Origin of the sequence: Paenibacillus algorifonticola (genome assembly GCF_050481745.1) — a bacterium.
GTDB lineage: Bacteria > Bacillota > Bacilli > Paenibacillales > Paenibacillaceae > Pristimantibacillus > Pristimantibacillus algorifonticola_A.
On record NZ_JBCNGR010000024.1, the window covers coordinates 15,223 to 40,263 of the forward strand.

20 protein-coding genes are annotated in these 25,041 nt (G+C 51.3%); 4 read left to right on the top strand and 16 right to left on the bottom strand.

The genetic code is table 11. From position 1 onward, the window contains the following. Positions 1-3 precede the first annotated feature (3 nt). From ABEW34_RS19700 to ABEW34_RS19750, 11 genes are all read right to left on the bottom strand, one after another. Positions 4-1,263: a ribulose-bisphosphate carboxylase large subunit family protein gene (locus ABEW34_RS19700; protein WP_430161031.1), complete on the bottom strand. Its 1,260-nt coding sequence runs from the start codon at positions 1,261-1,263 to the stop codon at positions 4-6. Between the two features lie 67 nt (positions 1,264-1,330). After that, complete coding sequence (locus ABEW34_RS19705) at positions 1,331-1,999, bottom strand: aspartate/glutamate racemase family protein (protein ID WP_430161032.1); 669 nt, start codon at positions 1,997-1,999, stop codon at positions 1,331-1,333. Positions 2,000-2,098: 99 nt separating this feature from the next. After that, positions 2,099-3,823 (bottom strand): hypothetical protein, encoded by a 1,725-nt coding sequence (locus ABEW34_RS19710; RefSeq protein ID WP_430161034.1) that lies wholly within the window; start codon positions 3,821-3,823, stop codon positions 2,099-2,101. A gap of 21 nt (positions 3,824-3,844) precedes the next feature. Beyond that, positions 3,845-5,539 carry a response regulator transcription factor gene (locus tag ABEW34_RS19715; RefSeq protein ID WP_430161036.1) on the bottom strand — a complete coding sequence of 565 codons (1,695 nt, stop codon included), beginning with the start codon at positions 5,537-5,539 and terminating at the stop codon, positions 3,845-3,847. A gap of 39 nt (positions 5,540-5,578) precedes the next feature. Further along, positions 5,579-6,400 carry a carbohydrate ABC transporter permease gene (locus tag ABEW34_RS19720; protein WP_430161037.1) on the bottom strand — a complete coding sequence of 274 codons (822 nt, stop codon included), beginning with the start codon at positions 6,398-6,400 and terminating at the stop codon, positions 5,579-5,581. Next, on the bottom strand, positions 6,397-7,266 hold the full coding sequence (locus ABEW34_RS19725) for a carbohydrate ABC transporter permease (protein ID WP_430161039.1): 870 nt from the start codon (positions 7,264-7,266) through the stop codon (positions 6,397-6,399). Before ABEW34_RS19725 ends, ABEW34_RS19720 begins: the two co-directional genes overlap by 4 nt. 178 nt (positions 7,267-7,444) lie before the next feature. Then, a complete protein-coding gene (locus ABEW34_RS19730) occupies positions 7,445-8,809 on the bottom strand; it encodes an ABC transporter substrate-binding protein (RefSeq protein ID WP_430161041.1) in 1,365 nt (454 codons plus the stop codon). Between the two features lie 106 nt (positions 8,810-8,915). Next, positions 8,916-10,676, bottom strand: a complete 1,761-nt coding sequence (locus tag ABEW34_RS19735) for a sensor histidine kinase (protein WP_430161043.1) — start codon at positions 10,674-10,676, stop codon at positions 8,916-8,918. Between the two features lie 235 nt (positions 10,677-10,911). Further along, the gene (locus ABEW34_RS19740) at positions 10,912-13,629 is read right to left on the bottom strand and encodes a glycoside hydrolase family 78 protein (protein ID WP_430161044.1); all 2,718 of its coding nucleotides are present in this window, start codon (positions 13,627-13,629) and stop codon (positions 10,912-10,914) included. Beyond that, positions 13,629-15,065, bottom strand: coding sequence for a (Fe-S)-binding protein (locus ABEW34_RS19745; RefSeq protein ID WP_430161046.1), 1,437 nt, complete (start codon positions 15,063-15,065; stop codon positions 13,629-13,631). The genes ABEW34_RS19740 and ABEW34_RS19745 overlap by 1 nt, the downstream gene beginning before the upstream one ends. Next, positions 15,058-16,473: an FAD-binding oxidoreductase gene (locus tag ABEW34_RS19750; protein WP_430161048.1), complete on the bottom strand. Its 1,416-nt coding sequence runs from the start codon at positions 16,471-16,473 to the stop codon at positions 15,058-15,060. The genes ABEW34_RS19745 and ABEW34_RS19750 overlap by 8 nt, the downstream gene beginning before the upstream one ends. Positions 16,474-16,631: 158 nt before the next feature. Here ABEW34_RS19750 and ABEW34_RS19755 point away from each other — a divergent pair, with 158 nt between their 5' ends. Beyond that, positions 16,632-17,360 carry a FadR/GntR family transcriptional regulator gene (locus ABEW34_RS19755; RefSeq protein WP_430161050.1) on the top strand — a complete coding sequence of 243 codons (729 nt, stop codon included), beginning with the start codon at positions 16,632-16,634 and terminating at the stop codon, positions 17,358-17,360. Between the two features lie 200 nt (positions 17,361-17,560). On the opposite strand, the gene ABEW34_RS19760 is transcribed toward ABEW34_RS19755, so the two are convergent. Genes ABEW34_RS19760 through ABEW34_RS19770 form a run of 3 tightly spaced genes read right to left on the bottom strand, consistent with a single transcriptional unit; the run spans position 17,561 to position 20,819 of the window. Next, a complete protein-coding gene (locus ABEW34_RS19760) occupies positions 17,561-18,394 on the bottom strand; it encodes a carbohydrate ABC transporter permease (protein ID WP_056040638.1) in 834 nt (277 codons plus the stop codon). Then, entirely contained in the window at positions 18,391-19,344 is a 954-nt protein-coding gene (locus tag ABEW34_RS19765) for a carbohydrate ABC transporter permease (RefSeq protein WP_430161052.1), read from the bottom strand. The genes ABEW34_RS19760 and ABEW34_RS19765 overlap by 4 nt, the downstream gene beginning before the upstream one ends. Before the next feature lie 29 nt (positions 19,345-19,373). Beyond that, complete coding sequence (locus tag ABEW34_RS19770; RefSeq protein ID WP_430161053.1) at positions 19,374-20,819, bottom strand: ABC transporter substrate-binding protein; 1,446 nt, start codon at positions 20,817-20,819, stop codon at positions 19,374-19,376. A gap of 207 nt (positions 20,820-21,026) precedes the next feature. Between ABEW34_RS19770 and ABEW34_RS19775 the strand changes: the two genes are divergently transcribed. Both ABEW34_RS19775 and ABEW34_RS19780 read left to right on the top strand, forming a co-directional pair. Beyond that, positions 21,027-21,629: a TetR/AcrR family transcriptional regulator gene (locus tag ABEW34_RS19775; protein WP_430161202.1), complete on the top strand. Its 603-nt coding sequence runs from the start codon at positions 21,027-21,029 to the stop codon at positions 21,627-21,629. Further along, positions 21,626-22,054, top strand: coding sequence for a DUF3995 domain-containing protein (locus ABEW34_RS19780; RefSeq protein ID WP_430161055.1), 429 nt, complete (start codon positions 21,626-21,628; stop codon positions 22,052-22,054). Before ABEW34_RS19775 ends, ABEW34_RS19780 begins: the two co-directional genes overlap by 4 nt. A 50-nt stretch (positions 22,055-22,104) precedes the next feature. Here the strand turns inward: ABEW34_RS19780 and ABEW34_RS19785 are convergent, their stop codons facing one another. Together ABEW34_RS19785 and sleB are read right to left on the bottom strand one after the other, a co-directional pair. Beyond that, positions 22,105-22,848, bottom strand: a complete 744-nt coding sequence (locus ABEW34_RS19785; RefSeq protein ID WP_430161057.1) for a GH25 family lysozyme — start codon at positions 22,846-22,848, stop codon at positions 22,105-22,107. A gap of 130 nt (positions 22,849-22,978) precedes the next feature. Beyond that, positions 22,979-23,644 (bottom strand): spore cortex-lytic enzyme, encoded by a 666-nt coding sequence (gene sleB, locus ABEW34_RS19790; protein WP_430161203.1) that lies wholly within the window; start codon positions 23,642-23,644, stop codon positions 22,979-22,981. Positions 23,645-23,891: 247 nt separating this feature from the next. Between sleB and xerS the strand changes: the two genes are divergently transcribed. After that, positions 23,892-24,965 carry a tyrosine recombinase XerS gene (gene xerS / locus ABEW34_RS19795; RefSeq protein ID WP_430161059.1) on the top strand — a complete coding sequence of 358 codons (1,074 nt, stop codon included), beginning with the start codon at positions 23,892-23,894 and terminating at the stop codon, positions 24,963-24,965. Positions 24,966-25,041 lie beyond the last annotated feature (76 nt).

Genomic DNA, 25,041 nt, shown 5'->3' on the forward strand with positions numbered 1-25,041 from the left:
CGCTCAGCCCTTTCCGTATTTTGCTATAGCCTGCTGCAGCTCAGAATGCCGACTTGCATACTCAGCTAGCGGAATGCCTTGAACAGCTGCTTCCCAGCCCTGCTTCATGCTTGCAAAGCCAGCCGCCGCCCCGCCCGGATGGGCCAAAATGCCGCCTCCGGCCAAATGCATCACATCTACCGTCCCTGTTGCTTCATAAGTAGCCGGAGCAGTCCCTGCCCATTGTGCCGAGGAAACGACTGGCATCGTCCCGTACCCGCCATACATAGGCTGCAAACAAGCACGGATGGAGCTGACAACCGAGCTGTTGCTTTCATAAAATTTGCTGTCTAAACCGTTCACATGCAGATGGTCGGCTCCTGCCAGACGGCACAGCTTCTGATAAGCTGGAAAAGCGAAGCCCAGCTGCGGGCAGCGCGTCATCATGCCCCACTGATTGCGATGGCCGTGAATCGGCACCTCGCTGTATTTGCTCAAGTGGGCAAGCCCCGCCAATCCGACGCTCATTATGCTGACCATGACACAGTTGCCGCCTGCCTTGACGACCAGCTCATGCCCACGCTCCATTTCATCGATATCACCGGTAATGTTAAAGGCGTACATGATTTTTTTGCCTGTTGCATCAGCCGCCCGGTTGACGGCATCCATGACTGCACTCACCCGCTGTGCAAGAGGCGCGTAGGTTCCATTAGCATTCAGCTCATCATCCTTTATAAAATCAAGCCCGGCAGCCGAAACGTCCATAATCATCTGCTGGAGGTCAGCCATAGGAAGACCGATGCTCGGCTTGACAATCGTTCCTATAATCGGACGGTCATACACGCCCGTTAGCTCCCGAGTACCCGTGATGCCAAATTTCGGGCCGGGGTACCTTGCTGCGAACGCTTCCGGCAGCTCCAAATCGATCAGCCTCAGTCCGGACAATTCCTGCAGCTCGAACAAATTGCCGGCAATAGCAGACATTAAATTCGGAATGGATGGCCCAAAATTGTGCAGCGGAAAGGATACCGTTACCTCCCCGCGCCGATAAAGACCATCATGACCCAGCGGTGTTTTGGAGCCCGGCAGCGTCGGAGCGTACACAGGCGGAAGCTCGACAATTTGTTCAATCCGCGCCCCATGCCGCTCTTTCAGCTGATCCGTTTCGCCTGGAACCGCAGTAAAGGTGCCCGTCGATTGCTCGCCGGCAATCACCTCGGCAGCACGCTCCAGCGTATAGGGTGTCTCTATTAAATAGACGGCCGTTACTCTTTCTTGTTCCACGCTATTTCCCTCCTGCTAAATCTGCCTTTGTCCCTTGCTGTAGCTGTTCATGCTAAAATTATCGCGGCTAAAGCAGTCCTCGCTCTGCCAGCATCTCCTTAATTTGCTCGGCAGCAAGCCGCGGGCTGGATAACACCGGCTTGCCTGTCGCCTCCCGTATGGCTCCCTCCATCCGCGCCATTGATCCTTGGGCAAGTACGATGACATCCGCTTTATCGCTGGCCGCAAGCGCCGTCTCCAGCAAAATGCGATCATGCTCCGCCGGGCTTCCTCCTACCAGCGCATCGAAGGCTCCGACTGCAAGCCCATTCAAGATGGTGACCTCTTTGCCAATGGCTTCCGCCTGCTTCGCCAAAAAGCGCATCGTCGGTTCCAGAGTTGAAGGCAGCGTGGCCAGCACCGCAATCGCGTCGTATTCGGCCGCCGCCTTGGCGGTCATCGCCTCATCAATTTTAACGAGCGGAATGCCAAGCTGTCCCCTCGCAGCATCAGCCACTTCGCCAACTGAGGAGCAGGTATTCAGAATAATATCCGCCCCCAGCTCCTCCCCATTCTGAAAATATTGCGTCAGCCGCTTGCTCACTCCCGCAGGAATATGCCCCGCCATGACGACATCGCCGATCAGGCTGTCATCAATAATGTTGACCAGCCGCACGCCAGGCAGCACCTCCTGAAACACAGCCTTCAGCGGATCAGCAAGCCCTTGTCCGGTGTAAACCGCAACTACCGTTGTCATACTCCCAGCCTCCCATTCGAACAATTATTGAACCTGTACTTTAACCTGCTCTATAGAATTATCAAACTTGCAGACTTGCAGACTAGCAAACTGGCTGAGCTACCAGACCAGTTCGTTCTCCACTCGCCGTATGCTGGCTTCGCGCATCGGTGCTTTATCATATACCTCTCTGCCGCTGTAGAATGGATGATGCTCCCCTTCCGGCGAAATGCCAATGACATCATCGCCTTGCCACTGGGTTAGGAACGTTTGTCCGATTGCGGTTTCAACCGTCTGGCGGCGCGAAAGCGGGAACGTAATCGTAATCGTTTCTCCAGCGGATGCTGCGCCAAGCAGCAGGAAGCATTCATTCACCCAGCGGCTCGGCTCACTGCCTTTGCCCTGCTCCGTGCTGCCGTTCAGCTCGCGGGTAAAGGCTACCTTCGCGAAGCCCGCCCACTCGGGAATGCGCACCTGCAGACGCGGAATGTCGCGGTGGATATGCAGCACCAGCTTGCCTTCATGCGGCAAATAGCTGTCGACATCGAGCCACGCCGAGCTGCGGTTGAGCAGGAAATTAACGCTGACGGTACCTTTTTTCTCAGTAACGGTGTTGCTCCAGCCCATGAACAGTCCGCGCGTGCCCGAGCCGAGGCAGCAAATTTGCAAATCATTCGTATGTCCCCGCCCATGGTTGACGTTGCAGCAAAAATCATTTGGCGCCGAGTAGCCGGCAAAAGCGCCCCGCGTCCGCTTTGCAATATTTTCATGCGTAATAAGTCCAGGAATGTTGCCGGATCGGTCTTCCGTTTCCTTTACCCAGTCCATATCGAGCAGCTGCGACTCAGTAAGGTGATTGCGAATATAACGCTCGGTCACGCCCCAGTAGCGGGTATAGCCGCTTTGCGCGAGCGTAATGCCCGTGGCAATTAGATCGACCAGCGAGCATGTTTCATGCTCATAGGCCTGCTCCTTCATGTCGCCTGGGGTCCAGCCGAAGGCCGTACACTGGTTAACCGCCCAAGCGTAGCTTTTTTCTACAAAGCTGAGCAGCGCCGCATCCCCTGTGAATACGCCAAACCGCGCCAACGCATCGAGCGTGCCGAGCCTCGTATGGAAATGTCCGCTGCGGTAAGCGAGCGCATCGTTAAAGCTGCCGTCGGCGTTAAACACGCCGCTGCGCTGCACGATGAGCGCGGTGAAAAACTGGCACAGCTCGAACGCATCCGCATTGCCTGTGAGCTCATGGTATTTCAGCAGCGGCATAACGAGCCTTCCGCAGAAGGCAGCCGGATCTGGCGCAAGACGCAGCATGATCCCATTGGACGAAGGCCAGCCGCCTTCCTTATACTCCGACGCCGGATAAAACCACACATCGCGCTCCTTAATCGCAATCCGTTTAAGCGCCGCAACATGGTTATCTGCCGCCTCCTTTACCAATGGATCACCTGTCTCCATAAACCAGCTAGTTAGCGATAAAATGACCGCGCGCTGGTCGATCAGATTCGCATTCGGCTCCCAGTTGAAATTCGGGTTCGTCTGGCGATAGCTAAGACCATCTTCCTTGAAAAAAGAGAGCAGATTCGCACGGTATTTCTCCTCCGTCTCCTTGCCGAACGTTTCCCCCGACATATGGCGGGCCAAAATCATCCCGTCCACCATTCGACCATGAGATGAGCCATAGTCCCAGTCCCCATGTGTCAGATTGGCTGGCTCCTTCATCAGGTTCGCAGCAAAAAAAGGAATATCGTTATAGTCGCGGTCTGCCATTCCAACTATCGCATTCATCGCATGTCCGGCTCTGTCCGCAAGGGTCAGCGTATCTGGTATTTGTCTCGTTTGCATCGCAAGTCTCTCCCCTATCGTTTATTGCGGCGTTTTTACAGCTGCGCCGCGGTAATCGCCAATCGTTTGCCCGGTTTTCTTTTTGAAAATTTGACTGAAATAACGGTAGTCCTCATAACCGACAAGCTCCGCTATTTCATAGTTTTTATATTGCGGATAACGCATCAGCTCGGTTGCCTTCGCAATCCGGTAGTCGGTTAAATAATCGACAAAATTGCTGCCCGTCGTTTTTTTAAACAAACGGCCTACATAATCGGCATTCAAAAAGCGGCTTTCCGCGATTTGCGGCAGGCTAAGCGGCTGGTCATAATGCTGCTCAATCAGCTTTTGGATTTCACGGACCAGCTGCTCGCCATGCCGCCCTTGGCTGCTGCCGCGCTGGGCAGCAACAGCGGACAATATTTGCTCCTCGAACAGCCGCTTAACCGATACATGGTCTTTGCGCAGCCGGATCAGCTCCATGTAGGCGAGCGCGCTTTTCCCGCTCAGCTGCTCCAGGCTTGTGTCGGCCGCTTGAAGCTGCCGCTCCAGTGCATGCACAAGCATGGAGGCGCTGCGCCGCAGCCCATCCACCGTCCGCGACGGGGCGGCAAGCGCTGTGAAAAAACGGTTGAATTCCGCCTTCATCTGCTCCACATTGCCAAGCTGCAGCTGCACGAGGAACGCTTGCTCCAGCTCCGCCGGATAAAAATCGGCATTTGCAGCACCTATAGGCAAATGCGGTTGATGCTTACCCGGCTTCTCCTCCGGCTCAAAGCCACACTCCACGAATCCCATAATCGCCATTTCTCCCAGCTGTCTCCCGTCCAGACGCTGCTGGAGCTTGCTGTAGACAGCTGGAAGCTGGTTGGCAAGACAAGGCTTGCTCCCGGCGATCATGCTGTAGCTTGTGCCCGTCTCCTCTTGCAGCATGCTTTGAAGGAAAATCGCAAGCCGCTGTATCTCCACCTGCTCTAAGCGGCTGCCGAACAAGCAAATGGCTATTTCGCCGAGGTTGACCGGGGGGGCGGCTGCAACAAACGACCAGCTTCCTTCAAAATAAAAGGGCTGGCTTTGCTGCAGCGACCGCTCTATTTTCCCAGCTGCCTCTTGAATGCCAGCCTGCTCTATATAATAGTCCGGCTGAGCGAGCAGCAGCAGCGCTTTAGTGCCTGAGCCTCCTCCTGGAAGCTCAGGCAAACACTCCGTCCTTAAAGCTGTACTTGTCTGTGCAATCCCTGCCGCCAGAGACTGAGCATGCGCGTGGTTCTGACTTTGTGCAGCCTGTTCGCCGCGCAGCAAAACGTCCAGCAGCCACTTTCTCAGGTTGTCCCGGTGCTGCTGCTCTTGCCGCCTATCTCGTTCATCCAGCACCACCAGCGCCTTGCCGAGCACCGTAATCAGCTCCTCCCGCTTAAGCGGCTTGAGCAAATAATCAAACGCCTTATGGCGGATGGCCTCCTTCGTATATTCGAAATCCGAATAGCCGCTGACGACGATCGTCACAACGTCCGGCAGTGATTCGGCCAGCAGGCCAAGAAGCTCCTTGCCGTCAAAGCCGGGCATGCGCATATCGAGAAACAATAGGTCGGGCTTATGCCGCAGCGCCAGCTCGTAGCCTTCTTCGCCGTCAACCGCTTCACAGGCAAGCTCAAGCCCTAGCTCCTCCCATGGAATCATTTGAATAAGTCCCCGCCGTATCCAGCGTTCATCGTCCACAACCATGACCTTGCGCATAACCCTCGCCCCCCTTGGCTGTCGCCCTCTTTTATTCGCTTAGCCTTTCACTGAGCCTGCCGTCAGACCGTCAATAATGTAGCGCTGCAGGAACAAATAAATGATCAGCACTGGTGCAATGACAACGATCATAAAGGCAAATACGACACCCCAGTTCGTGCTGTACAGTGTAACAAAGTTAAATACTTGCAGCACAATCGTCCATTTCGTGCTGTCCGTGACCAAATAGAACGGGCCGAAAAAATCATTCCATACCGACACAATGACGACGATCGAGACGGTAACGAGCACTGTGCTGATGAGGGGTAAAATGATTTTGAAGTACAGCCGGAAGTAACCGCAGCCTTCCAAAATCGCCGCCTCATCCAGCTCGCGCGGCACCGATTTAATAAACCCAACGAGCAGAAAGACGGCAAACGGCAGCAGCACCGCTGTATAGTACATAATGATGCTTAAGTAGCTTCCTTTGATGTGGAGTATATCCATTAGCCGAATCGTCGGAATGATGGATACCGGGACAATCAGCCCCATAATGAAGGCAAGATAGACGCCTTGCAAAAACTTCCCGCCGCGCCGCTGGATGACGAATGCAGCCATCGAAGCGAAAAAATTGACACTGACGACGACGAGCGCCGACAGCAGAAAGCTATTTTTGAAACCACGCAGTAGATTATCCTGATTAAATACCTCTTCATAATTGCTGAATATCCAGTTGCTTGGCAGTGACAGCCCGAACAGCGCCGACTCCCGAATATCCTTAAACGAGTTAATGAATATCATAAAAAATGGAATGAGAATGAGCATAGCCAGGCAGATCGCGAGCAGCTCTAGCAGCAAAGGCGAATATTTTCGGCTTCTCACATTTCCACCTCCCTCTTCTTCATCGCCAGCAATACCGGAATGCCGACAAGCGTCACCAATACGAACAACAGCATATTAATCGCCGTCGCATAGCCCATTTCACCTGAGCTGAACGTATTGCGGATGTACGTGTAAAATACTTCCGTTGTATAGCCCGGACCGCCTTCGGTCAGCACCATTACGATTTCGAACACCTTCATCGAGCCAATCATCGCCAGCAGCACGTTAACCGTGAACGCCGGAGCGAGCAGCGGAAAAACAACATGCTTGAACCGCGTCCAATAGTTCGCGCCATCAATGGATGCGCTCTCCGTCAAATCCTTTGGAATAAACTGCAAGCCCGCTAAATACACGACCATTGAAAAGCCAGCTACCCGCCAAATATCCGTCATAATGACGGTGAACAGCGCGAAGCGCGGATCATTCAGCCAATCCTGGACCATAAAATCCATGCCCAGCAGCCCGAAAAACTGGTTGACGATGCCATGCTCGGGATGATAGATCGCCCGGAAGATGTAACCGATAACAAGCGGAGCAATAACATACGGCATAAAAAAGATCATCCGAAGCAGATTGCGCAGCTTCAGCTTTTCATTCAACAATAGCGCCAAGGCGAGGCCAACTGCATTTTGCAGCAGCGTAACAGCGGCGGCGAAAATAAGGGTGTTTATAAAAGCCTGCTTCAGGCGCGGCTCGTTAAACAGCTCCTTGTAATTTTCAAGTCCAATAAACTTAATCGCATCGGCGTTAATATTCCAGTCGGTAAAGCTGTAATAGATTCCGATAATGGTTGGTGTAATGAAAAACAATAAAAATACGAAAACTGCCGGAAATGAAAAATATAACGGATATTTGCTTCTCTCCATAGGGCCTGCCCTCCTGCTCCTGCCTTGTTTGGCCGGGATGGCGCGGGGCGAAGCCTTGGGTGACCTTAATCATCTCGATCACCTTAATAGCATCGCCCGCTGCACCTATCCCGCCTGGTAATTAACAGCTTCGGCTTGTTCTGCTGCCGTCTCTGTTTTTTGTTTTTGCCCCGTTCATTTATTCAAAGCCTTCAAGACGCTTCGAGTTGCCGTCCTTCACATAGTTCGCATCCATCTCTTTAATCGCGGTGTCTACGTCGCCAGTGATGTGGAAGTTTTGCAGAATTTTGCCCAAGTCCAGGAACGATGCGGTCAGCCGGTTCTGAACATTGACCTTCGATTTGCCTTGATCAATATAGTCTTTAACCGTCTGCTGCATCGGATACAGCTCACTCGTCGCATCCTTGAACACCGGAATACCCGGCTGGCTTTGGTAGAAGATATTTACGCTTTCTTTCGAAATCATAAATTTAACCAATTCTTTGGCTGCATCCAGATTTTTCGCCTTCGACGGCACCATCAGCTGGTTCGGAGGCGTAATCATAGCTGTACCCGTATCTGTTGCAGTCGGGAATGGGAAGAAGCCGATTTTGTTCGTTACAAAATCTTTGCCAAACTTCTTTTCCAGCTGCGGCAAAATGCCATCCAGCATAAAGGCCATCGCTACCTTGCCTTCGCCCAGCTCGTTTTGCAGCTCGTCGAATGTGCCGGACAGCGTATTTTTTTGGAACAAGCCGAGATCCTTGATTTCCTTCGATTTTACAAAAAGATCCTTCAGCGCCGCGATGTCCGACAGCTTCAACTGATTGACGTTCAGCTTCTGCACGCCTTCGTCGCCGATCTCCTGATCTACCTGGCTAACCCAGCCGGTCAAATAAAACACTTGCGTCGGCCAGCCATCTTTTACCCCCTCGTAAAACGGCGTTACGCCGTCGCCCTTCAGCTTTTTAGCGATTTCAATTAAATTCGCATAATTTGTTGGTGCGGCGACGCCCGCTTTTTCAAATACATCCTTATTGTAAAAGACGCCCATCATGCCGGTTTTGCCGAATGGCACGCCATAGGCTTTGCCAGCCGCATCCTTCTGGAAGTCCACAATTGTATCAATGACATTGTCCCAAACGCCAGCTTCGCTGGACCATTCGTACAACGTTTCATCCGCTCTGAGCTTTACATATTGCTTCGTTCCCGGCTGCATGAGGAATACGTCAGGAAAATCGCCCGTCGAGAAGCGGGTTTTCAGCATATTGTCATAGTCGCCGCCTGGCAGCGCCTGTACCTCGACTTTATTGCCCGTCTTCGCTTCAAATTCTTTGAAAATAAGATTGTAAGGCGTGACATCCTCCGTATTCGGAATTAGAAAGGTCAGCGTAACGGGCTTTGCTGACGGCTGTGCGGACGCTTCAGCTGAGCTGCCAGCTGTTGCTGTTCCCTCCGGGGTATTCGTCCCCTGCGAGCTGCCATTGTTGCTGCCGCAAGCCGTTAGTGAAAATGCCCCCAGCATTAGCGCCATTGTGAGGTGAACCGCTTTCATCTTTCTCATGATAAGACACCCTCTCATTCATAATGATCTGCACCTTTATTATATTGAAAGCGCTTCCTTGTCTTCTGTACACGATTTTGACTTCTAATGTTGAAAATTCCGACCTTTATGAATGCGCTTCCTGATATTCAGGAATAAGGAGCTTAATTTCGGTGCCTGCACCTTTACGGCTGTTCATTTGAAATTCAAAGCGGTCGCCATAACGAATCCGATAACGCGAATACACATTTTGCACCCCGATGCCGCTGCGCGTGTCCGAGCTCAAACCTTCGCCCTGTTGAAGCGGAGGCTTCAAGCTGCTTCTGATATCGGCCAAATGCTTTTCGGATATGCCCACGCCGTCGTCTTTGACGGTGAGCGTGATGCTGCCGCCCTCTCTGCTGACGATTACAGCGATCGTTCCTTTGCCGCGCTTGCGCTCAATACCGTGAAATACGGCATTTTCAACGAGCGGCTGAAGCGTCATTTTAAGCATAGGAAAGCTGTAGAGGTCGTCATCAATTTGCTGCTCAAAGGAAATTTTGTCTTCAAAGCGAATGCGCTGAATGTTCATATAGGCTTCAATTTGCACAAGCTCCTCCTGCAGCGTGACGATTTCATCCTTGTTTTTCGTATTGTAGCGAAAAATATCAGCGAGCGACTGCGCCATTTCACTAATTTCCTGCACTTGGTAATAGTCGGACATCGCCCGGATGCTGTCGAGCGTATTGTACAGAAAATGCGGATTGATCTGCGAATAGAGCATGGCAAGCTGCGCCTCCTGCAGCTTAATTTGGTTCACATACCGCGTCTCAATCAAATTTTGCAGCTCATCCTGCATCGCATTGAAGTTCATCCCGATTCTGCCGATTTCATCATTGCGCCGCACCTCGACGCGCACCGAAAAATCGCCGCGTTTAATGCGGTTAACCGTCTTGTACAAGTCCAGAATCGGCCTTGTAATCCGCTGCCCGAACAGAACCGAAATAATCAGCGTAATCGCAAAGGCAATGAAAGCGGTAACAATAACGGTCGTCTTAATGATGTCTAATGCGCCAAAAATATCATGCTTCGGCACGATAAGCACGGCCTTCCAGTTTGAATAAGCGGAATTCGTATAAGACACTAGCCGCTCTTCTCCATCCAGGCTGAGCCAAAACTTGCCTTGGCTTCCACTAATGCGGCTTGTCAGTTCCTTGCCTCCGGCATAACGCTGCGCGTCGCCTGACGCATAAACAAGCCGATTGCCTTCATCAAGAATAACGATGCTGCTGTTTGGCGAGAGGCCATCGTTGCGGCCAATGCTGTTGAACAGCTCGGCCCGATATTCCGCGCGCACTAAAATAAACTTCTCGGGATTGGAAAAATCGCGAATCATAATGGAGGAAAAATACGCCGTTTCTCCATCTACTGTCCGGTCTGCCGCGGGGATGAAGCCGCTGTAAAATACTTCGCCATCCTTCGCCACCGTCTGGCGGAACCATTCCGATCCGCGCACCTTCGCCGGGTTATGCTGTCCGCTTTCGTCCGAGGAGCTAAGCAGCTCGCCATTGCTATAATAAATTTGAAAACGCAAAAAATCACGGATTGGCGTCACATTAAAGCTTTTCAAATACAAATCGCCGATTTTCTGCCGGAACAAGAAACGTTCGCGATCGCTAAGCTCGGTGTAACGGTTAACGCCATCAATATAGCTTTGCTCGTTGTAGGAGGCCAGCAGCAAATTGCGCTTGCTGTGAAAATCATTATCCATATTTTTTTCAATTTGCTGGACGAGCAGCAGGCTGGCAGCCTCCGCTTGGCTTGCCATCGTTTTGTAGGAAATATAGAAGGAGACCGAACCGACCAGCGTAATACACACCAAAATAATAATAAAGTAGCTCAGCAACAGCTCATTGCGCAGCCGAATAACAATTCCCCCTCAGGCCATCATGTTTTATTGTTATTATAACGAATCGGTCGAGCCGAACCTATACCAAAAAGTGTCTAGCTTAAAAAGCCCAAAGCCGCTTCTCAGATACGAGACGACTTTGGGCGAATTCATTTGCTACCTTTCATTATGAAACTTAACAAAAAATCGGATAAGTAGAGCATTTCCGAAAACTTACTCTCAGCAGACTTCGCTAGACTTTGACCTGACTGACGAAACAGTAGGAGCCAGAGCCGATTTCCAGCACCGTTTGACTGCCAAAAGCTTCAATCAGTTTAATATCCTGGCTCCCGGAGGAGCTTGTTGAGAACGGCTCCATTGAAGCATCCTCCAGCTTACCCACAACTGCTCCATCGATTGCGTTGACCGTACCCGGGATGTATAGCGTTGCCGTCGTATTTGCGGGAATTATTACGTTCAACTGGAACTCGCCGGATTTATCGATTTGCCAGTCTACTTCGATTTTTCCATATAACGAAGCAAAATGCGATTTCACAAAAGAAAGGCCGCCGCCCGGCTGAGGACGGATAATAGCATGGCGGAACGCTGGTGCTCCCTTGTCTGCTTCAATGCCTGCCATATAGCGGAACATCCACTCGCCGACGGAGCCTAGCGAATAATGATTGAATGAATTCATTTGCGGCGTCTGGAAGCCATTTTCCTCCGTCCAGCCATCCCAGCGCTCCCAAATGGTCGTCGCTCCATGCTTGATGGAATACATCCACGATGGAAAAGCTTCCTGCGTCAGCAGTTGGTAGGCTACGTCAAGGCGGCCGTTATCCGACAGCGCGGGCAACAAATAACCCACGCCGAGGAAACCCGTCGTCAAGCGGTTGCCGCGGCCGGCAATATCCGCTGTGAGATGGCGGACTGCCTTTAACCGCAGCTCCTCTGTCAGCAGACCAAATTGCAGTGCAAGCACATATACCGTCTGCGTCTCCCCATGGATGCGACCCTCCTCCGTTACAAAAGCACGGCGGAATGCTGCGGCAATGCCCTGAAACAGCTGCTCCAGACGGCTAACATCGTCCTCCTTGCCCAGCACTTCGGCAATTAAGCCAAGCACCTTCGTGCTGTAGGCAAAATAAGCGGTTGCCAGCACCTCGTTTGGCGTATCCGCATCAATGGACAGCCAGTCGCCGTAGTTGGCATAGTTCGGCCTCACGAGCTCATCGGTCGTGGCGTGCAAGTAATCGACCCATCTGCTCATCGCCTCATAATGCGTTTCCAAAATGCGCACATCGCCATACATTAAATACAGCGTCCAGGGGATAATGACGCCCGCATCGCCCCAGCCTGCGTTATCTGGCGCATACCAGTTCAGGCGCGTGCTCCAGTTTTTATAGCGAATCCAGCCTGCATCCGGAGCCACATCGGTGAAAGCGCCCGATGGCTGCTGGCAATCAATCATATCCCACATAAATTTATTGAAAAACCTTGCCACGTCCATATTGTACGAGGCAGTACGCGCAAAAATTTGCGCATCCCCCGTCCAGCCGAGCCGCTCATCCCGCTGTGGACAATCGGTCGGTACCGACAAAAAGTTGCCGCGCTGCCCCCATGCAATGTTGGAAAACAGCTGATTAACCATCGCATTCGACGTTTCCAAATGTCCAGTCTCCGGCGTGTCGGAGTAAACGACCTTGCCCACAATCGTATCAAGAGTGACTTCGCCGGGAAAACCGATCAGCTCCACATAACGAAAGCCATGGAATGTAAAATGCGGCTCGTAACGTTCCAGCCCTTCTCCTTTAAGTGTATAATGCTCCTGCTGAACCGCAACGCGCAAATTATCCAAATACAGCGAGCCATCAGGACTGAGCATTTCCGCATGGCTGATCGTGACCGTTGTGCCGCTCTCTCCGCTAACGCGAAGCTCCGTCCAGCCGACCATATTTTGCCCCATATCAAAAATATAGCTGCCGCTCGCTGTCCGCTCCATCTGAATCGGCCTAATCGTCTTCATCACCTTAATCGGCGGTTCGTTAGACGCCACTAGCATCCCGTTATAGCCAGGACGGACATCCGGCTCCTCCCACAGGCTGTCATCAAAGCCCGCTTCCGACCAGCCCGCCATTTCAAGCCGTGCATCATAAGCTTCGCCCATAATAAAATCGGAATATAAAATAGGACCTTTGCTCACCTTCCACGTATGATCGGTTGCGATACTTTGCTTCGTGCCATCCTCATACTCCACATTAACCTGCATCATAAAAAACGGACGTTCCCCGTACACCTTTTCACCTAGAAAACCGACCGTGCCTGCATACCAGCCCTCTCCAATAATGACGCCAAAGGCGTTATCGCCTTCTTGCAGCAGCGGCATAATATCGTAAGCCTGCACCTGCGAGCGGACATTGTAATCGGTAAAGCCGGGGGCAAAATAATCCCCCACCCGCTTCCCGTTAACATACAGCTCGAACAAGCCGAGCGCTGTCGCATAAGCCGTAGCGCGGCGCACCTTGCCGTCTAAGGCGAATGGCCTCCGCAAATGTGGCGAAGGCTGTCTGCCTGCTGCCCCCTCATCATGCTTGCGGCCAATCCATTTTCCCCGGTACGCTGCCCGGTGCAGCAGGCCTATCGTCCAGAAGGCTGGCTCGCTCCATGCCGATACGCGTCCGTAATTGTCCCACACGCGCACCTTCCAGAAGCATTCGGCTTCCGCCTCAAGCAGGCTTCCGCCATATTCTACCTGAATCGACTCGCTCGATTCGGTTTTCCCACTATCCCAGCAATTGCCATCATCTGCGGCCAGCCGTTCTTTGGAAGAAGCCACCAGCACTTGATACGCCGTTTGGCGGACAGTGCGCTCCTCCGAGCGCAGCTTCCAGAACAAGCGCGGCTTAGCCGCTTCAATACCGAGCGGATTCGTCATGTACTCCGTTTTGCAATCTTCAATGGTTAATGCCATTAAATTTCAGCCTCCCGCCATTCATTATGAACTAAACGATCATGCAAAAAATCAACGATATGCTGCACCTGCATTTGACCATCTCCATGCTTGGCCACGCCGAGCTTCATTTGGAGCAGGCAGCCTGGATTGCTCGTGAGCAAATAATGCGCCTTTGTCGCATTGGCATGCTCCATTTTGCGCTCTAGCAGCCCACCCGCCATTTCCGGCTGAACAATATTGTAAGTGCCCGCCGAGCCGCAGCAGCGGTCAGCCTCAAACATTTCTACAAACTCAGCTCCACTTACCTCTCTCAGCAGCTTCCGGGGAGCATCGGCAGAGCGCATCACATTGCGCAAATGGCAGGAATCCTGATACGTAATCCGAATCGGCTGTCCCTTTATCTGGGCGGTAGCAAGCTTGCCGGAACGGATCAGCAAATCACTAATATCCACCACACGCTTCGCCAGCCACACCGCACCTTCCCTCCACTGCTCATCCTCATGCAGCAAATGATCGTATTCCGTTAAGATAGCGCCGCAGCCGCCCGCGTTGGATACGATATAATCCACACCAGCATCCTGAAAAGCAGCAATGTTCTTCCTCGCTAATGACCGGGCGTCCTCCGTCTCCCCGCTATGTGCGTGAAGCGCTCCGCAGCAAGCCTGTGTATCCGGTATGATGACCTCAAAGCCAGCTTCCGTCAGCAGCTCCACCGTCTTGATGTTCGTTTCCGTGAACAGCATATCCATGAGGCAGCCGCGAAACATGCCCACTGTAGCTATTTTCATCCCTTTGGCCGGATGGTGGCTGCCGATTTTCTGGACGATGCCTTTGCTTGAGGCATTCGGCAGCACCTGCTCCATCTCGCTCAAATGCGCTGGCAGCAGCTTCATAACGCCAGAGCTCCGGGCCAGCTTGCGAAGACCGGATTGCTGATACAGCTGCATAGCACCGCCGAGCAGACGCACCCGCTTCTGATGCGGGAAAAGCTGCTTGAACACCACCTGCCGCAGCGGCTTCACCCACCACCGATGGCTTTCCGTATGCTCTTCAATCGCCTCCCTCGTCTGCTCGATGAGCTGGCCATATTTCACATCTGCCGGACAAGCAGGCTCGCATGCGCGGCAGCCGAGACAATGGCTCATTTGCTCCTCAAAGGACTGGTCGGGCATCATCAAACCATCGGTAACCGCTTTCATTAATGCAATGCGACCGCGGGGCGATTCCGCTTCAATGCCCGTTTCCCGGAATGTTGGACATGCAGGCAGACAGAAGCCGCAGCGCATGCAATTGGTCAATTGATCCTCATCGAGCCGCAGCTTGAGCTTTCCAGCAAGCTGAAGCTGCGGGGAGCGCGGCGAACTGCACGCGGGTTCTGTTCCATGAGTATTTACGTTTGCGGCTGTTGCTGCTGCTGCAATTCCAACAGATAGCCTGTCTTCCGTTTTAACCATGCTGAAGCACCACCCTCTTGCGCGACTGTTTCGCAAATATTTTACCGGGATTGAGCAAATGATGCGGATCAAACGCCTGTTTAACGGCTTTCATCACTTCGACGCCTGCGGGGCCGACCTTCCATTCGAGATAAGGGGATTTCACCAGGCCAACGCCATGCTCGCCTGTAATCGTTCCGCCGAGCCGTATAGCTGCCTCGAAAATTTCCTCAAACGCCGCCTCGACGCGGTGAATTTCCTCCTGATCCCTTGCATCAGTCGTTGCTGTAGGATGCAGATTGCCATCGCCGGCGTGGCCAAAGGTACAGATGGTCACTTGATGCTTCAGGGCAATCCGGTTAATTTCCAGCACCATTTCGGCTATTTTGGAGCGAGGCACCGTCGCATCCTCAAGAATCGTCGTTGGCCGCAAGCGTGCGAGTGCGGTAAAAGCACTGCGCCTTGCCGTCAGCAGCTTGAGCGCTTCCTCTGGGCTTTCAGCGACGCTGATGCTGTGCGCCTGCTCGCTTCGGCAAATTCCCTCAATCCGGGCGATATCCCGCTCTACCATTTCGGTTTCTCCGTCCTGCTCAATGAGCAAAATCGCCTCCATATCGAGCGGCAAGCCGAGCTTGGCAAAATCGTCGACCACTCGCACCGTCGCATTATCGAGAAATTCGAGCGTTGAAGGAATGATGCGGTTTTCAATGATTTTGGAAACGGTTCGCGCCGCGCCATATAAATCCTTATACATCGCCAGCATCGTCTTCTTGTACTTTGGCGGAGGCACCAGCCTCAGCGTCGCTTCGGTAATAATAGCAAGCGTCCCTTCCGAGCCGACGAGCAGCTTGGTCAAATCATATCCGGCTACGTCCTTCATCAGCTTGCCGCCGGTACGAATAATTTCGCCGCTCGCCAGCACCGCCTCAAGGCCAAGGACGTAATCTTTGGTCGTGCCATATTTCAGCCCGCGCAGCCCTCCGGAGCATTCGGCGATATTGCCGCCAATCGTCGAAATCGCCATGCTGCTCGGATCGGGCGGATAAAACAAGCCGAGCGACTCCACATGGGCGATAAAAGATTTTGTAATGAGTCCAGGCTGAACGATTGCGACCAAATTTTCAAGATCAACCTCTAAAATGCGATTCATCCGGTGCATGACCATCACTACTCCGCCCTCTACAGGAACAGTACCGCCGCATAAGTTCGTGCCCGATCCTCGGCCAATGACGGGAATGCGATGCGTATTCAGCACCTTCATAATTGCGCTCACCTGCTCCGTGCTCGCGGGATAGATAACGCCGTCTGGCAGCGCTTGAAGCATCGGTGTCCCATCATAAGAATGGGTCACAAGCGACTGCGGATCATCTTTATAATAGTCACTTCCCACTATAGCGAGCAGTTGTTGTCGAATCGTTTGCTGAAGCATATGGATCTCCCCTTCCCTAAAATAAAGCTTCCATCCCTTAATCGATTAATTAATCAGGTCATCTGATGACTTTAAATTAAAAAAAGTATACAATAAAATAGATAAAAGCGAAAGCGCTATTTTTAAGCATGCTAGTTCGTTGTTTGAAGGGAGCTATTATGGACATTAGCCCAAACCGACCGCTCAAAAGCTATGAGTGGGTCATGAACGATATTAAGCAAAAAATGGACGGAGGCTCGCTCGCCCCAGGCGATAAGCTCTCTTCTGTTGCTGACCTTGCCGCCTCCTATGGCGTTGGGCAGTCTACAATCCGCGAGGCATTAAGCGCGCTGCGGGCCATGGGCAGGCTGAACATTCGCCAAGGCAGCGGGACGTTTGTCACCGCTCCTCCAGAGCCTGCTACCCTATCGGCTCCAAGCTTTCTCTATGACGAAGCGTGGATGGACCGTGCGGAGACGCTGCGCCATATTTTGGAGGTGCGCAAGGTGCTGGAAACGGGCTGCGCTGCGCTTGCTGCCCGCAATCGGACCGAAGCCGATCTTGAAGCGCTGGCCTCCATTTTGCAGAGCATGCATGAACGCCTTGGCGATGAAGCCTTCAGCGAACAGGCAGATATCCGCTTCCATCAGGAGCTTGCGAAGGCGACCCATAATCCCGTGCTGCTGGAGATGATGGAATCGTTGTCCACCAAGCTGCACGAAAGCATGAAGGATACGCGGGCTTTGTGGTTTTATGCCGAGCGCTCAACAGCGGAGCGCTTGCAAGGCGAGCATCAGGCCATCTATGCCGCCATTGCTGCACAGCAGCAAGCGGACGCATCGCTGCTTATGGATGCGCATATTTCCAAGGTGGAGTCCGTGCTGCTCGCCAAGCTGGCCAGCGGCTAAATGCACCAAGCAAAAACGGCTGTCGCCGTCCTTTGGCCGTGCGGCGCGTTTCAGTCCGAGAAATATAAGCAGAGTATAAGGGGGAAGCTTATACTACCCTTATATTTGCAGCAAAGGGAAAGCGCCTGCTCGAACATGCAGGCGCTTTCCCTTTTTATTTTTCATGGTCAAGTTCGTTTTCCCACGTTTATCTTCCCCTGCTACCCCTTTATGCCCGTCATGGCAATGCCTTCAATAAAATGCCGCTGCGCAACAAGAAAGACGATTAGCGAAGGAATAACAATGACTGAAGTCGCCGCCATCATCAGATGCCACTGCGCCGAATAGGAGCCTTGGAACAGCGTCAGCCCCTGCATGAGCGTGTAATTGCTCTCTGAGGTGATGAAAGCCAGCGGTCCTAAATAATCGTTCCAGTTGGCGAGAAACGTGAGCAGTCCAACGACAATCATCGCCTGCTTGCCAATCGGCAAAATAATTTGCAGATAGATGCGGAAATGCCCGGCTCCGTCCACCTTAGCGGCTTCATCCAGCTCCGTCGGAATACCTAAGAAAAACTGGCGCAGCAGAAAAATGTTGAATATGCCGCCTCCAAACCAGGCAGGTGCAATGAGCGGTACGAACGTATCGGTCAAATGCAGCGCATTCCAGAACACATATTGCGGAATCATGACGACGAAAAACGGAATCATTAACCCCGTTAATATAAAGCCAAACACTTTGTCGCGGCCCTTCCAGTGAATGCGCGAGAAGCTGTAGGCGCAGACGGAGCTGGAAAATAACACGCCCAGCATCGCTGACGCTGTAATGATGGTACTATTGAGAAAAAATCGTCCGAACGGATAAGCGCCGAGCGCCTGCTCGAAATTTTCCCAGCTTAAATCGTCCGGCAGCAGCTTCGGCGGCATTTGATACAGATCGCCCATATTAATGAGCGAGGTACGCAGCATCCAAAAAATCGGAAACAGGAAAAACAGGCTGCCGGCTATAAGCAGTGCGTAAATAACGATTCGATTGCCCAATGATTGCTTTTTCATCTGCGTTCCTCCTTGCCCTCATAGTAGACCAAAGACTTGGAGAAGTAGAAAATCGCTGCGGTGAATAGCATAATGACGAGAAACAGCAAGACGGATATTGCGCTGGCGCTGCCCATTCGTGAAGACTTGAAGCCTTCGTTGAACAAATACAGCACATAGAGCAAGCTGGCATTGTTAGGCCCGCCCTGCGTCATGACCGCTGGCTGCACAAACGTCTGAAATCCATTAATGAACGCAATGACCGTATTGAAAAAAATAATCGACGAGCTCATCGGAATGGTAATGTAAATCAGCTTATGCAGCCGATTGCCTCCGTCCAGCTCAATGGCCTCATACAGATGGGCAGGAATGCCCTGCAAGCCCGCGAGAAAAATGACAATCGTATTGCCCAGCGTCCAGAAGCTGAACAAAATAAGCGTCGGCACAACGGAGGTCGTATCGCCGAGCCATCTGGAGGCCCGCAAATGCAGCGCATCCAGCGCATAGTTGACGATGCCAAAATCCGGCTGCAGCAGCCACATCCACACCATCGAGGACGCTGCAAGCGGAATAATAACGGGCAAATAGAAGACGCCGCGAAAAAAGCTTTTGCCCGCCACCTGCTGATTCAGCAGTATGGCTAAAAAAAACGATAGGATAATGCCCAGCGGCACGCTCAGTCCAACATAATAAACCGTTGCTTTCACGGCCGGGTAGAAAAAGGGATCTGCCCCGCTGAACAAGCTGGCATAATTGTCAAAGCCGATCCATTTCGGCACAGTGCCGACGCTGTAGGAAGTGAAGCCCAAATAGAAGGTTGCCGCAATCGGCACAATGACGAAAATGACGTAGCCTAGCAGCACCGGAGAAGCGAAGAGCAGGCCTAAGCCCAGCTCTCCGAATTTCCGTTTATGCCTGACTCCGCGCTCCGCCTTTAATTCACGCTCATGAACGCTTGCCAGTGGTTTCATAACAGCTCTCTCCAAACTCGTTTTATCGTTTATTCGCTCACATCATAGCGCCCTTGAATTTCCGGCTGCACCTTCGCTTCGACTTCCTTCATCGCTTCTGCCGCTGTTTTCCGGCCTAGCCATACTTCATCCATGCCAGAGAAAGTAATGGCATTAACCTTCGAGAAATTTTTAATATAATAAGAGCCGGTCGGAACGCCGTTATTCAGCAGATTGTTCATCATCGCATCCTTGAAGCCCGCTGGATGCGCCGGGTTATTTTCTGCCCATTTCGCCACAAGCTCTGGATCGGTGTACCACTTCGTCATCGTTGGCATCCAGAGGCCGCCCTTGTAGAGGTCAATCGAGCCTTCCGGATTTTCCAGGAATTTCGTGAGCAGCCACGCTTCCTCCAAATGCTTCGTCGATTGGTAAATGACCGATGCCCCGCTAATGCCCATAGGCACGCTGCGTTTCATTTTTGGCAGGACGCCGATATCGTAGTTGACTCCAGCCGCCCCGAGATCAAGGTTAATCCACTGCCCATGCATCGACATGGCAACCAGCTTCGATTGCAGCGCTACCGCCTGCGAAGGAATCGATTTCATTTGTACCGGAGACGGCGCAACATGATGCACATTAATTAAGTCCGCTAAACGCTGGATCGCTTCGGTCGCTTCCGGCTGGCTAAAGCCGAACTTCCCATCCTTCGTAATCCATTCGCCTTCATTGTTAATCACCGTCGCATGCACAGGGCCATGCCACGTTTCAAAGGATACGCCGTATTGGCGAATGTTTTTCGGATCAAAATCCGCTTCCGAGGCGTTTTTGCCGTTTTTGTCAATCGTCAGCTTTTTGGCAACGTCGACAAACTCATCCCAAGTCCAAGCTTCCTCCGGCTTCGATGGCGGATACGCGGCATTCGCCTGATCGAACAAATCTTTGTTGTAAAATAAACCGAACGTCTCGCCCGCTGTGCTAATGCCGTAAGCAAAATCCTCGGAAGATTTGAACCAAATATAGTCGAGGAAATCCTCGCGCTTTAGCTCCTCGTCATTATCCAGCAGCTCAAACAGATTGACGAATTTCCCTTCCTTCTGCCAAGGATCAGCAAGCTCTCCGTGCATATAACCGAGATCCGGAGAGTCGTTGCCTGCCACCATCGCTGTAATTTTCGCATCATAGTCGGCTTCTGGAATATGAATGGCATTGACTTTAATCCACGGGTATTTTTCCGTAAAGGTTTTGGTCGCCTGCTCCATCGCCGACTTCTCCTGCGGGCTTCCCCAAAACGTAAACTTGAGCGTTACAGGCTCTTTCTCCTCAGGCGCCGCTGTCGCCTCCCCTTTCGGCGATTCCGCGGGCTGCGGGCTGCTGGCTCCTTCACTTGCTGGCGTGTTTCCCCCATTGCCTGCTCCGCTGCATCCTGCCACAACGAGTGTGAGCGATAATAGCAATGCTGTGAATGCTGATCTTCCTTTGAATCGTGCGATCATATAAAGCCTCCCTTTGTTATTGCAATCTCTTTGTACAGCTCTATCATATTGAATGCGGTTACATTTTAAAATTCGAATATATTTATAATGGTGGACTTTTTATAGCGCTTGCCAAAAACTTGCAAAATAATCGGTCTCATACTAAAATAATGACTGCAGTCATTTATTGACCGAAGTCATTATTAGCCCAGGTGGTGTTCTTAAATGGTGTTGAGACAACAACGGAAACAGGAGCTTAAAGAACGTATTTTTATGCATGCCGTGCAATTATTTCGGGAAAAAGGCTTTGCAAACGTCACCATTGATGAGATTACGCAAAGCTGCGGCGTTGCTAAAGGAACGTTTTATAACTATTTTCCACGCAAGGAAGCAATCCTCCTTGACTTGGGGCAGATGCAGTTGGAAGTGACGGAAGAAAACCTTGAGCGATACGCATTAATTAATGGCATTAAAGAAAAGCTGCTTACGTTATTTCGCGACTTGTTTCAAAAATATGCCGTAAACGCTGGGCTCGCGAAGCTCACCATAACGGAAATGCTGCGCTCCCCCCTGCTCATGCAAGAAGAATTTAATGTCATTAATAAATTTGAGAAGCTGCTGAATGGCCTACTGAATGAGGCTCAGCAGCAAAATCAATTGCCAAGCTACCTCGCTAGCGCAGACGTCGCGGCCGTGCTCGCAGGCTTGTATTTTCACGCCCTATTAGCCTGGGCAGTGTCAGTTGAGGAGGCATGGCAAATGCAGACAGGCTTTGAGCGCCGTTTCGAAGTGATTTGGGAAGGCTTGAAAATGAGAGGTGAATTCGCATGATGCTGTGGCTTTCCTTAAGCGGGTTCATTTTGCTGCTGCTGGGCGGTATTCATGTTTATTGGGCTTTTGGCGGCAAATGGGGCGCCAGCGCTGCATTGCCTGCGAAGGCGGGATCGCAGCAAACCCTATTTGTGCCGGGAGCAGCAGGTACGATGATCGTAGCCTGCCTATTGTTTTGTGCGGCGATGCTCTTGCTCATGCAAGGAAGGCTGCTCCCCGTTTTCTTAGGCGCGGCCTTCATCAAGTGGAGCTGCTGGGCATGTGCAGCCGCCTTTATGCTGCGGACGATAGGCGATTTCAATTACGTCGGCCTTTTCCGCAAAGTCCGCACCACCCGCTTTGCCAAGTTCGACCTGTATTTGTTTACGCCGCTTTGCCTGCTGCTGTCAGGTGCTTTTTATGCTGCTGCCACTTTGGCAGCCTAACAAATTTAATATAGTGAACCAGATTCTAAAAAAGCCTGAATAGCGGAACCTCAGTCCGCCAAAAGCATGGAAGGAGTGGCCGAAAACTGCGTCAAAAAAGCAGCACGGCTTCCTTGAAACACATTGATATCGACGTACATGTCAATGCCTGCCACATGTCCGCGGTTATGATATTGCCAGAACTGCCACCCCCGCTCTCCAAGCTTCGGCTGCTTGACAATGTCACGTATCCATATTTCATAAGGAGCAAAAGCGGATACATCTTCTATATAAGTATGATAAGTATCATACGTCACATACAAAATAGGCTTTTTGCCATAATGCGCCTCCATGTCGTCCGCCAGCGCCTTCAGTTCCTTATGTACGCCCGCTTGGTCATGGTCCAGGCTGATTTCCAGATCGATGACGGGCGGCAGGCTGTCCTGCTCATTCGGAACTGTTTTTATAAAATGGGCCGCCTGCTCCTCCCCCGTACTTTTCGTTGTGAAAAAATGATAGGCTCCCGTCAGAAAGCGCTGCTCCCTCGCTCCTTGCCAATTTGCCTCGAACCACTCATCGGTATAATCCTTGCCTTCCGTCGCTTTCACAAACATGAATTCATATTTCCCCGCCGCTTTTATTTGCTGCCAGTTTATTTCGCCTTGATAATGCGAGACATCCAGCCCCTTCACCTCATAGCCATTCGCAAATATGGAATTATGCCAAATGATCCCTTTATACTCTAAAACGCCAAGCAGCACGAGCAAGGCTAGTCCGCCAATGACTATATTTCGCCATTTCTTATTACGTTTCATGGATATGCCCCTTTCTATCATTATGAATATTATACCCATTCAGCAAAGTGAAGCCTACAAAAAAACTCGCCCTGCCTCCCATGTTTGGGAAGCCGGCGAGTTTTGCAGCGGTGTGCTCGTTATGAAGCTTTTAAATGGCAAAAATATGATTGCCGATCTGTACGAGCTGTTCCCTCGTCCAAATCCATGATGACGTTGCAGTCTTTGGGTTAAAATAATACAGTGCGCCATTCGACGGATCATTACCGGCAATGGCCTCAACTGCGGCCTTGTAAGCTGTAGAATCTGGCTGCAGCCTATATTGTCCATCATCAACCGCTGTAAATGCGCCTGGCTGTTCGATGACGCCTTTAATCGTATCAGGGAACTGCGAGGAAGCCAACCGATTCATTACGACAGCACCTACAGCGACCTGCCCCTTGAACGGCTCACCACGCGATTCGGCAAATATAATGCGAGCCAGCAAATTCAGTTCATGCTCGCTGACGGATACTTTTTTCAGCGTCTTCCAGGTTTGCTTGCCCGCTATGCCGTCGGCTTGGAGGCCATAATCTTTTTGAAACCGTTTCACGGCATCTTCGGTCATTTTACCGTAGAAATCCGTTACCTCGGCATTCATAAAATACCCTAAAATCTTTAATCGATACTGAACGTCGGGAACATCTTCCCCTTTGCTGCCATAGCTAAGTGTAGCTGGAGCCGCGGCTCCAACGATTTGAAGCGGCAAGCTGACGACCAAAAATATCGCAAATATATATGCCAAGAAATTGCGCAATATTCGATTGTTTTTCACAATTCTAATATTCCTCCTCTGTAAAACAAGTACAAAACTTATTTTTCAAAAATATTTTTTTATTTATTTCAGCACTCGTATGAGTTTATCATAGTATTTAAATGAAAGTAACCTTAATTGCATAATTACATGAATTTACTAATCCTTGAACAAGCAGACAAGCATATGCTGTGGGCTAGCGCGCTATACGGGAGTTTTCTCCAGGGAACTGATATAATGAGAGTCAGATGATTGGCAGAGGTGAAATAGGATGAACATTATTAAAGTGAAGGATCGGCAGGAGCTGGACAAACGGGTTCCATCTATGCCTTGGTATATTGAGAAATTTATTAATTATAAGCTGCCAGACCTCTCTCCTTCGTCGCTGCTTGAGTATATAAGGGATTATGAGCTTTTTTTGAATTGGCTCGTTGCGGAAGGGCTTTCTGAGGCGGCGGTCATCAAGGACGTTCAGTTAAGTGAGCTGGAGCAGCTGCATATGGACAGCATTGACAGCTTCCGTATGTTTCTCGCCACCCATCCAAGCCATAATAATCGTAAAACGACGATTACCCGCAAGCTGTCCTCCCTGCGCTCGCTGTTTCATTATTTGAGCCAAATCGCTGAGGATGAGCAGTTTTATCCGCTATTGAAGCGCAATGTCATGGCGAAGGTCGCTATTAAGCGTACAAGCAAGCCTAAGGATACGGCGGCGAAGCTCGAAGGCAAGCTGCTTCAGGAGGAGGAGATTGGGGAGTTTCTTGCTTATATTGCCAGCGGCTACGAAAGCGATCTTGCCGGCAACAAGCAGGCGCTGTATTCCTATGAGCTGAACAAAATACGGGATACGTGCATTATCAGCTTTATTTTGCATTCCGGCTTGCGTGTATCGGAGCTGATCAATCTCAACGTCGATGACATTGATATGAAAAAAAAGCTCGCGCATGTTTACCGCAAAGGTAAAATCGACGATTCGTTTAAAACCCCTGTCTATTTTCGCCAGGAGGCGGTAGATGACCTTCAGGTGTACCTCCAAATGCGCGATTCGCATTATAAAGCGCCAAAACGTGAAAAAGCGCTGTTCCTTGCCATTGCGAATGGTAAAAAAGAAGGCTCTCGGATGACGAAACGGGCGGTACAGGCCATGGTTATGAAATACGCGAAGCGTTTCGGCAAGCCTTATTTATCCGTCCATAAGCTGCGCCATTCGTTCGCAACCGACTATTATTTGCGCAATGACCTGTACAAAACGCAGGAGCAGCTTGGGCATGCATCGCCGGAGACGACGCAAATTTACGCCCATTTGACCGATAAGACGATGGCGGAAGCAATTGATCGGGAATAATATAAACCAGCAAATGCAAGCCAAGTAAAGTCAAATAGCCTTCTCGGCTGCGGCTGAAGCTCAGCTCATGCAAGAA

What these genes read in the sequence shown, in the direction of transcription:
- ABEW34_RS19750 (WP_430161048.1), bottom strand. Translation starts at nt 16,473, where the DNA reads ATGCTTCAGCAAACGATTCGACAACAACTGCTCGCTATAGTGGGAAGT.
- ABEW34_RS19760 (WP_056040638.1), bottom strand. Translation starts at nt 18,394, where the DNA reads ATGAAAAAGCAATCATTGGGCAATCGAATCGTTATTTACGCACTGCTT.
- ABEW34_RS19785 (WP_430161057.1), bottom strand. Translation starts at nt 22,848, where the DNA reads ATGAAACGTAATAAGAAATGGCGAAATATAGTCATTGGCGGACTAGCC.
- xerS (WP_430161059.1), top strand. Translation starts at nt 23,892, where the DNA reads ATGAACATTATTAAAGTGAAGGATCGGCAGGAGCTGGACAAACGGGTT.
- ABEW34_RS19770 (WP_430161053.1), bottom strand. Translation starts at nt 20,819, where the DNA reads ATGATCGCACGATTCAAAGGAAGATCAGCATTCACAGCATTGCTATTA.
- ABEW34_RS19715 (WP_430161036.1), bottom strand. Translation starts at nt 5,539, where the DNA reads ATGCGCAAGGTCATGGTTGTGGACGATGAACGCTGGATACGGCGGGGA.
- ABEW34_RS19765 (WP_430161052.1), bottom strand. Translation starts at nt 19,344, where the DNA reads ATGAAACCACTGGCAAGCGTTCATGAGCGTGAATTAAAGGCGGAGCGC.
- ABEW34_RS19755 (WP_430161050.1), top strand. Translation starts at nt 16,632, where the DNA reads ATGGACATTAGCCCAAACCGACCGCTCAAAAGCTATGAGTGGGTCATG.
- ABEW34_RS19780 (WP_430161055.1), top strand. Translation starts at nt 21,626, where the DNA reads ATGATGCTGTGGCTTTCCTTAAGCGGGTTCATTTTGCTGCTGCTGGGC.
- ABEW34_RS19730 (WP_430161041.1), bottom strand. Translation starts at nt 8,809, where the DNA reads ATGAGAAAGATGAAAGCGGTTCACCTCACAATGGCGCTAATGCTGGGG.
- ABEW34_RS19705 (WP_430161032.1), bottom strand. Translation starts at nt 1,999, where the DNA reads ATGACAACGGTAGTTGCGGTTTACACCGGACAAGGGCTTGCTGATCCG.
- ABEW34_RS19725 (WP_430161039.1), bottom strand. Translation starts at nt 7,266, where the DNA reads ATGGAGAGAAGCAAATATCCGTTATATTTTTCATTTCCGGCAGTTTTC.
- ABEW34_RS19710 (WP_430161034.1), bottom strand. Translation starts at nt 3,823, where the DNA reads ATGCAAACGAGACAAATACCAGATACGCTGACCCTTGCGGACAGAGCC.
- ABEW34_RS19745 (WP_430161046.1), bottom strand. Translation starts at nt 15,065, where the DNA reads ATGGTTAAAACGGAAGACAGGCTATCTGTTGGAATTGCAGCAGCAGCA.
- ABEW34_RS19740 (WP_430161044.1), bottom strand. Translation starts at nt 13,629, where the DNA reads ATGGCATTAACCATTGAAGATTGCAAAACGGAGTACATGACGAATCCG.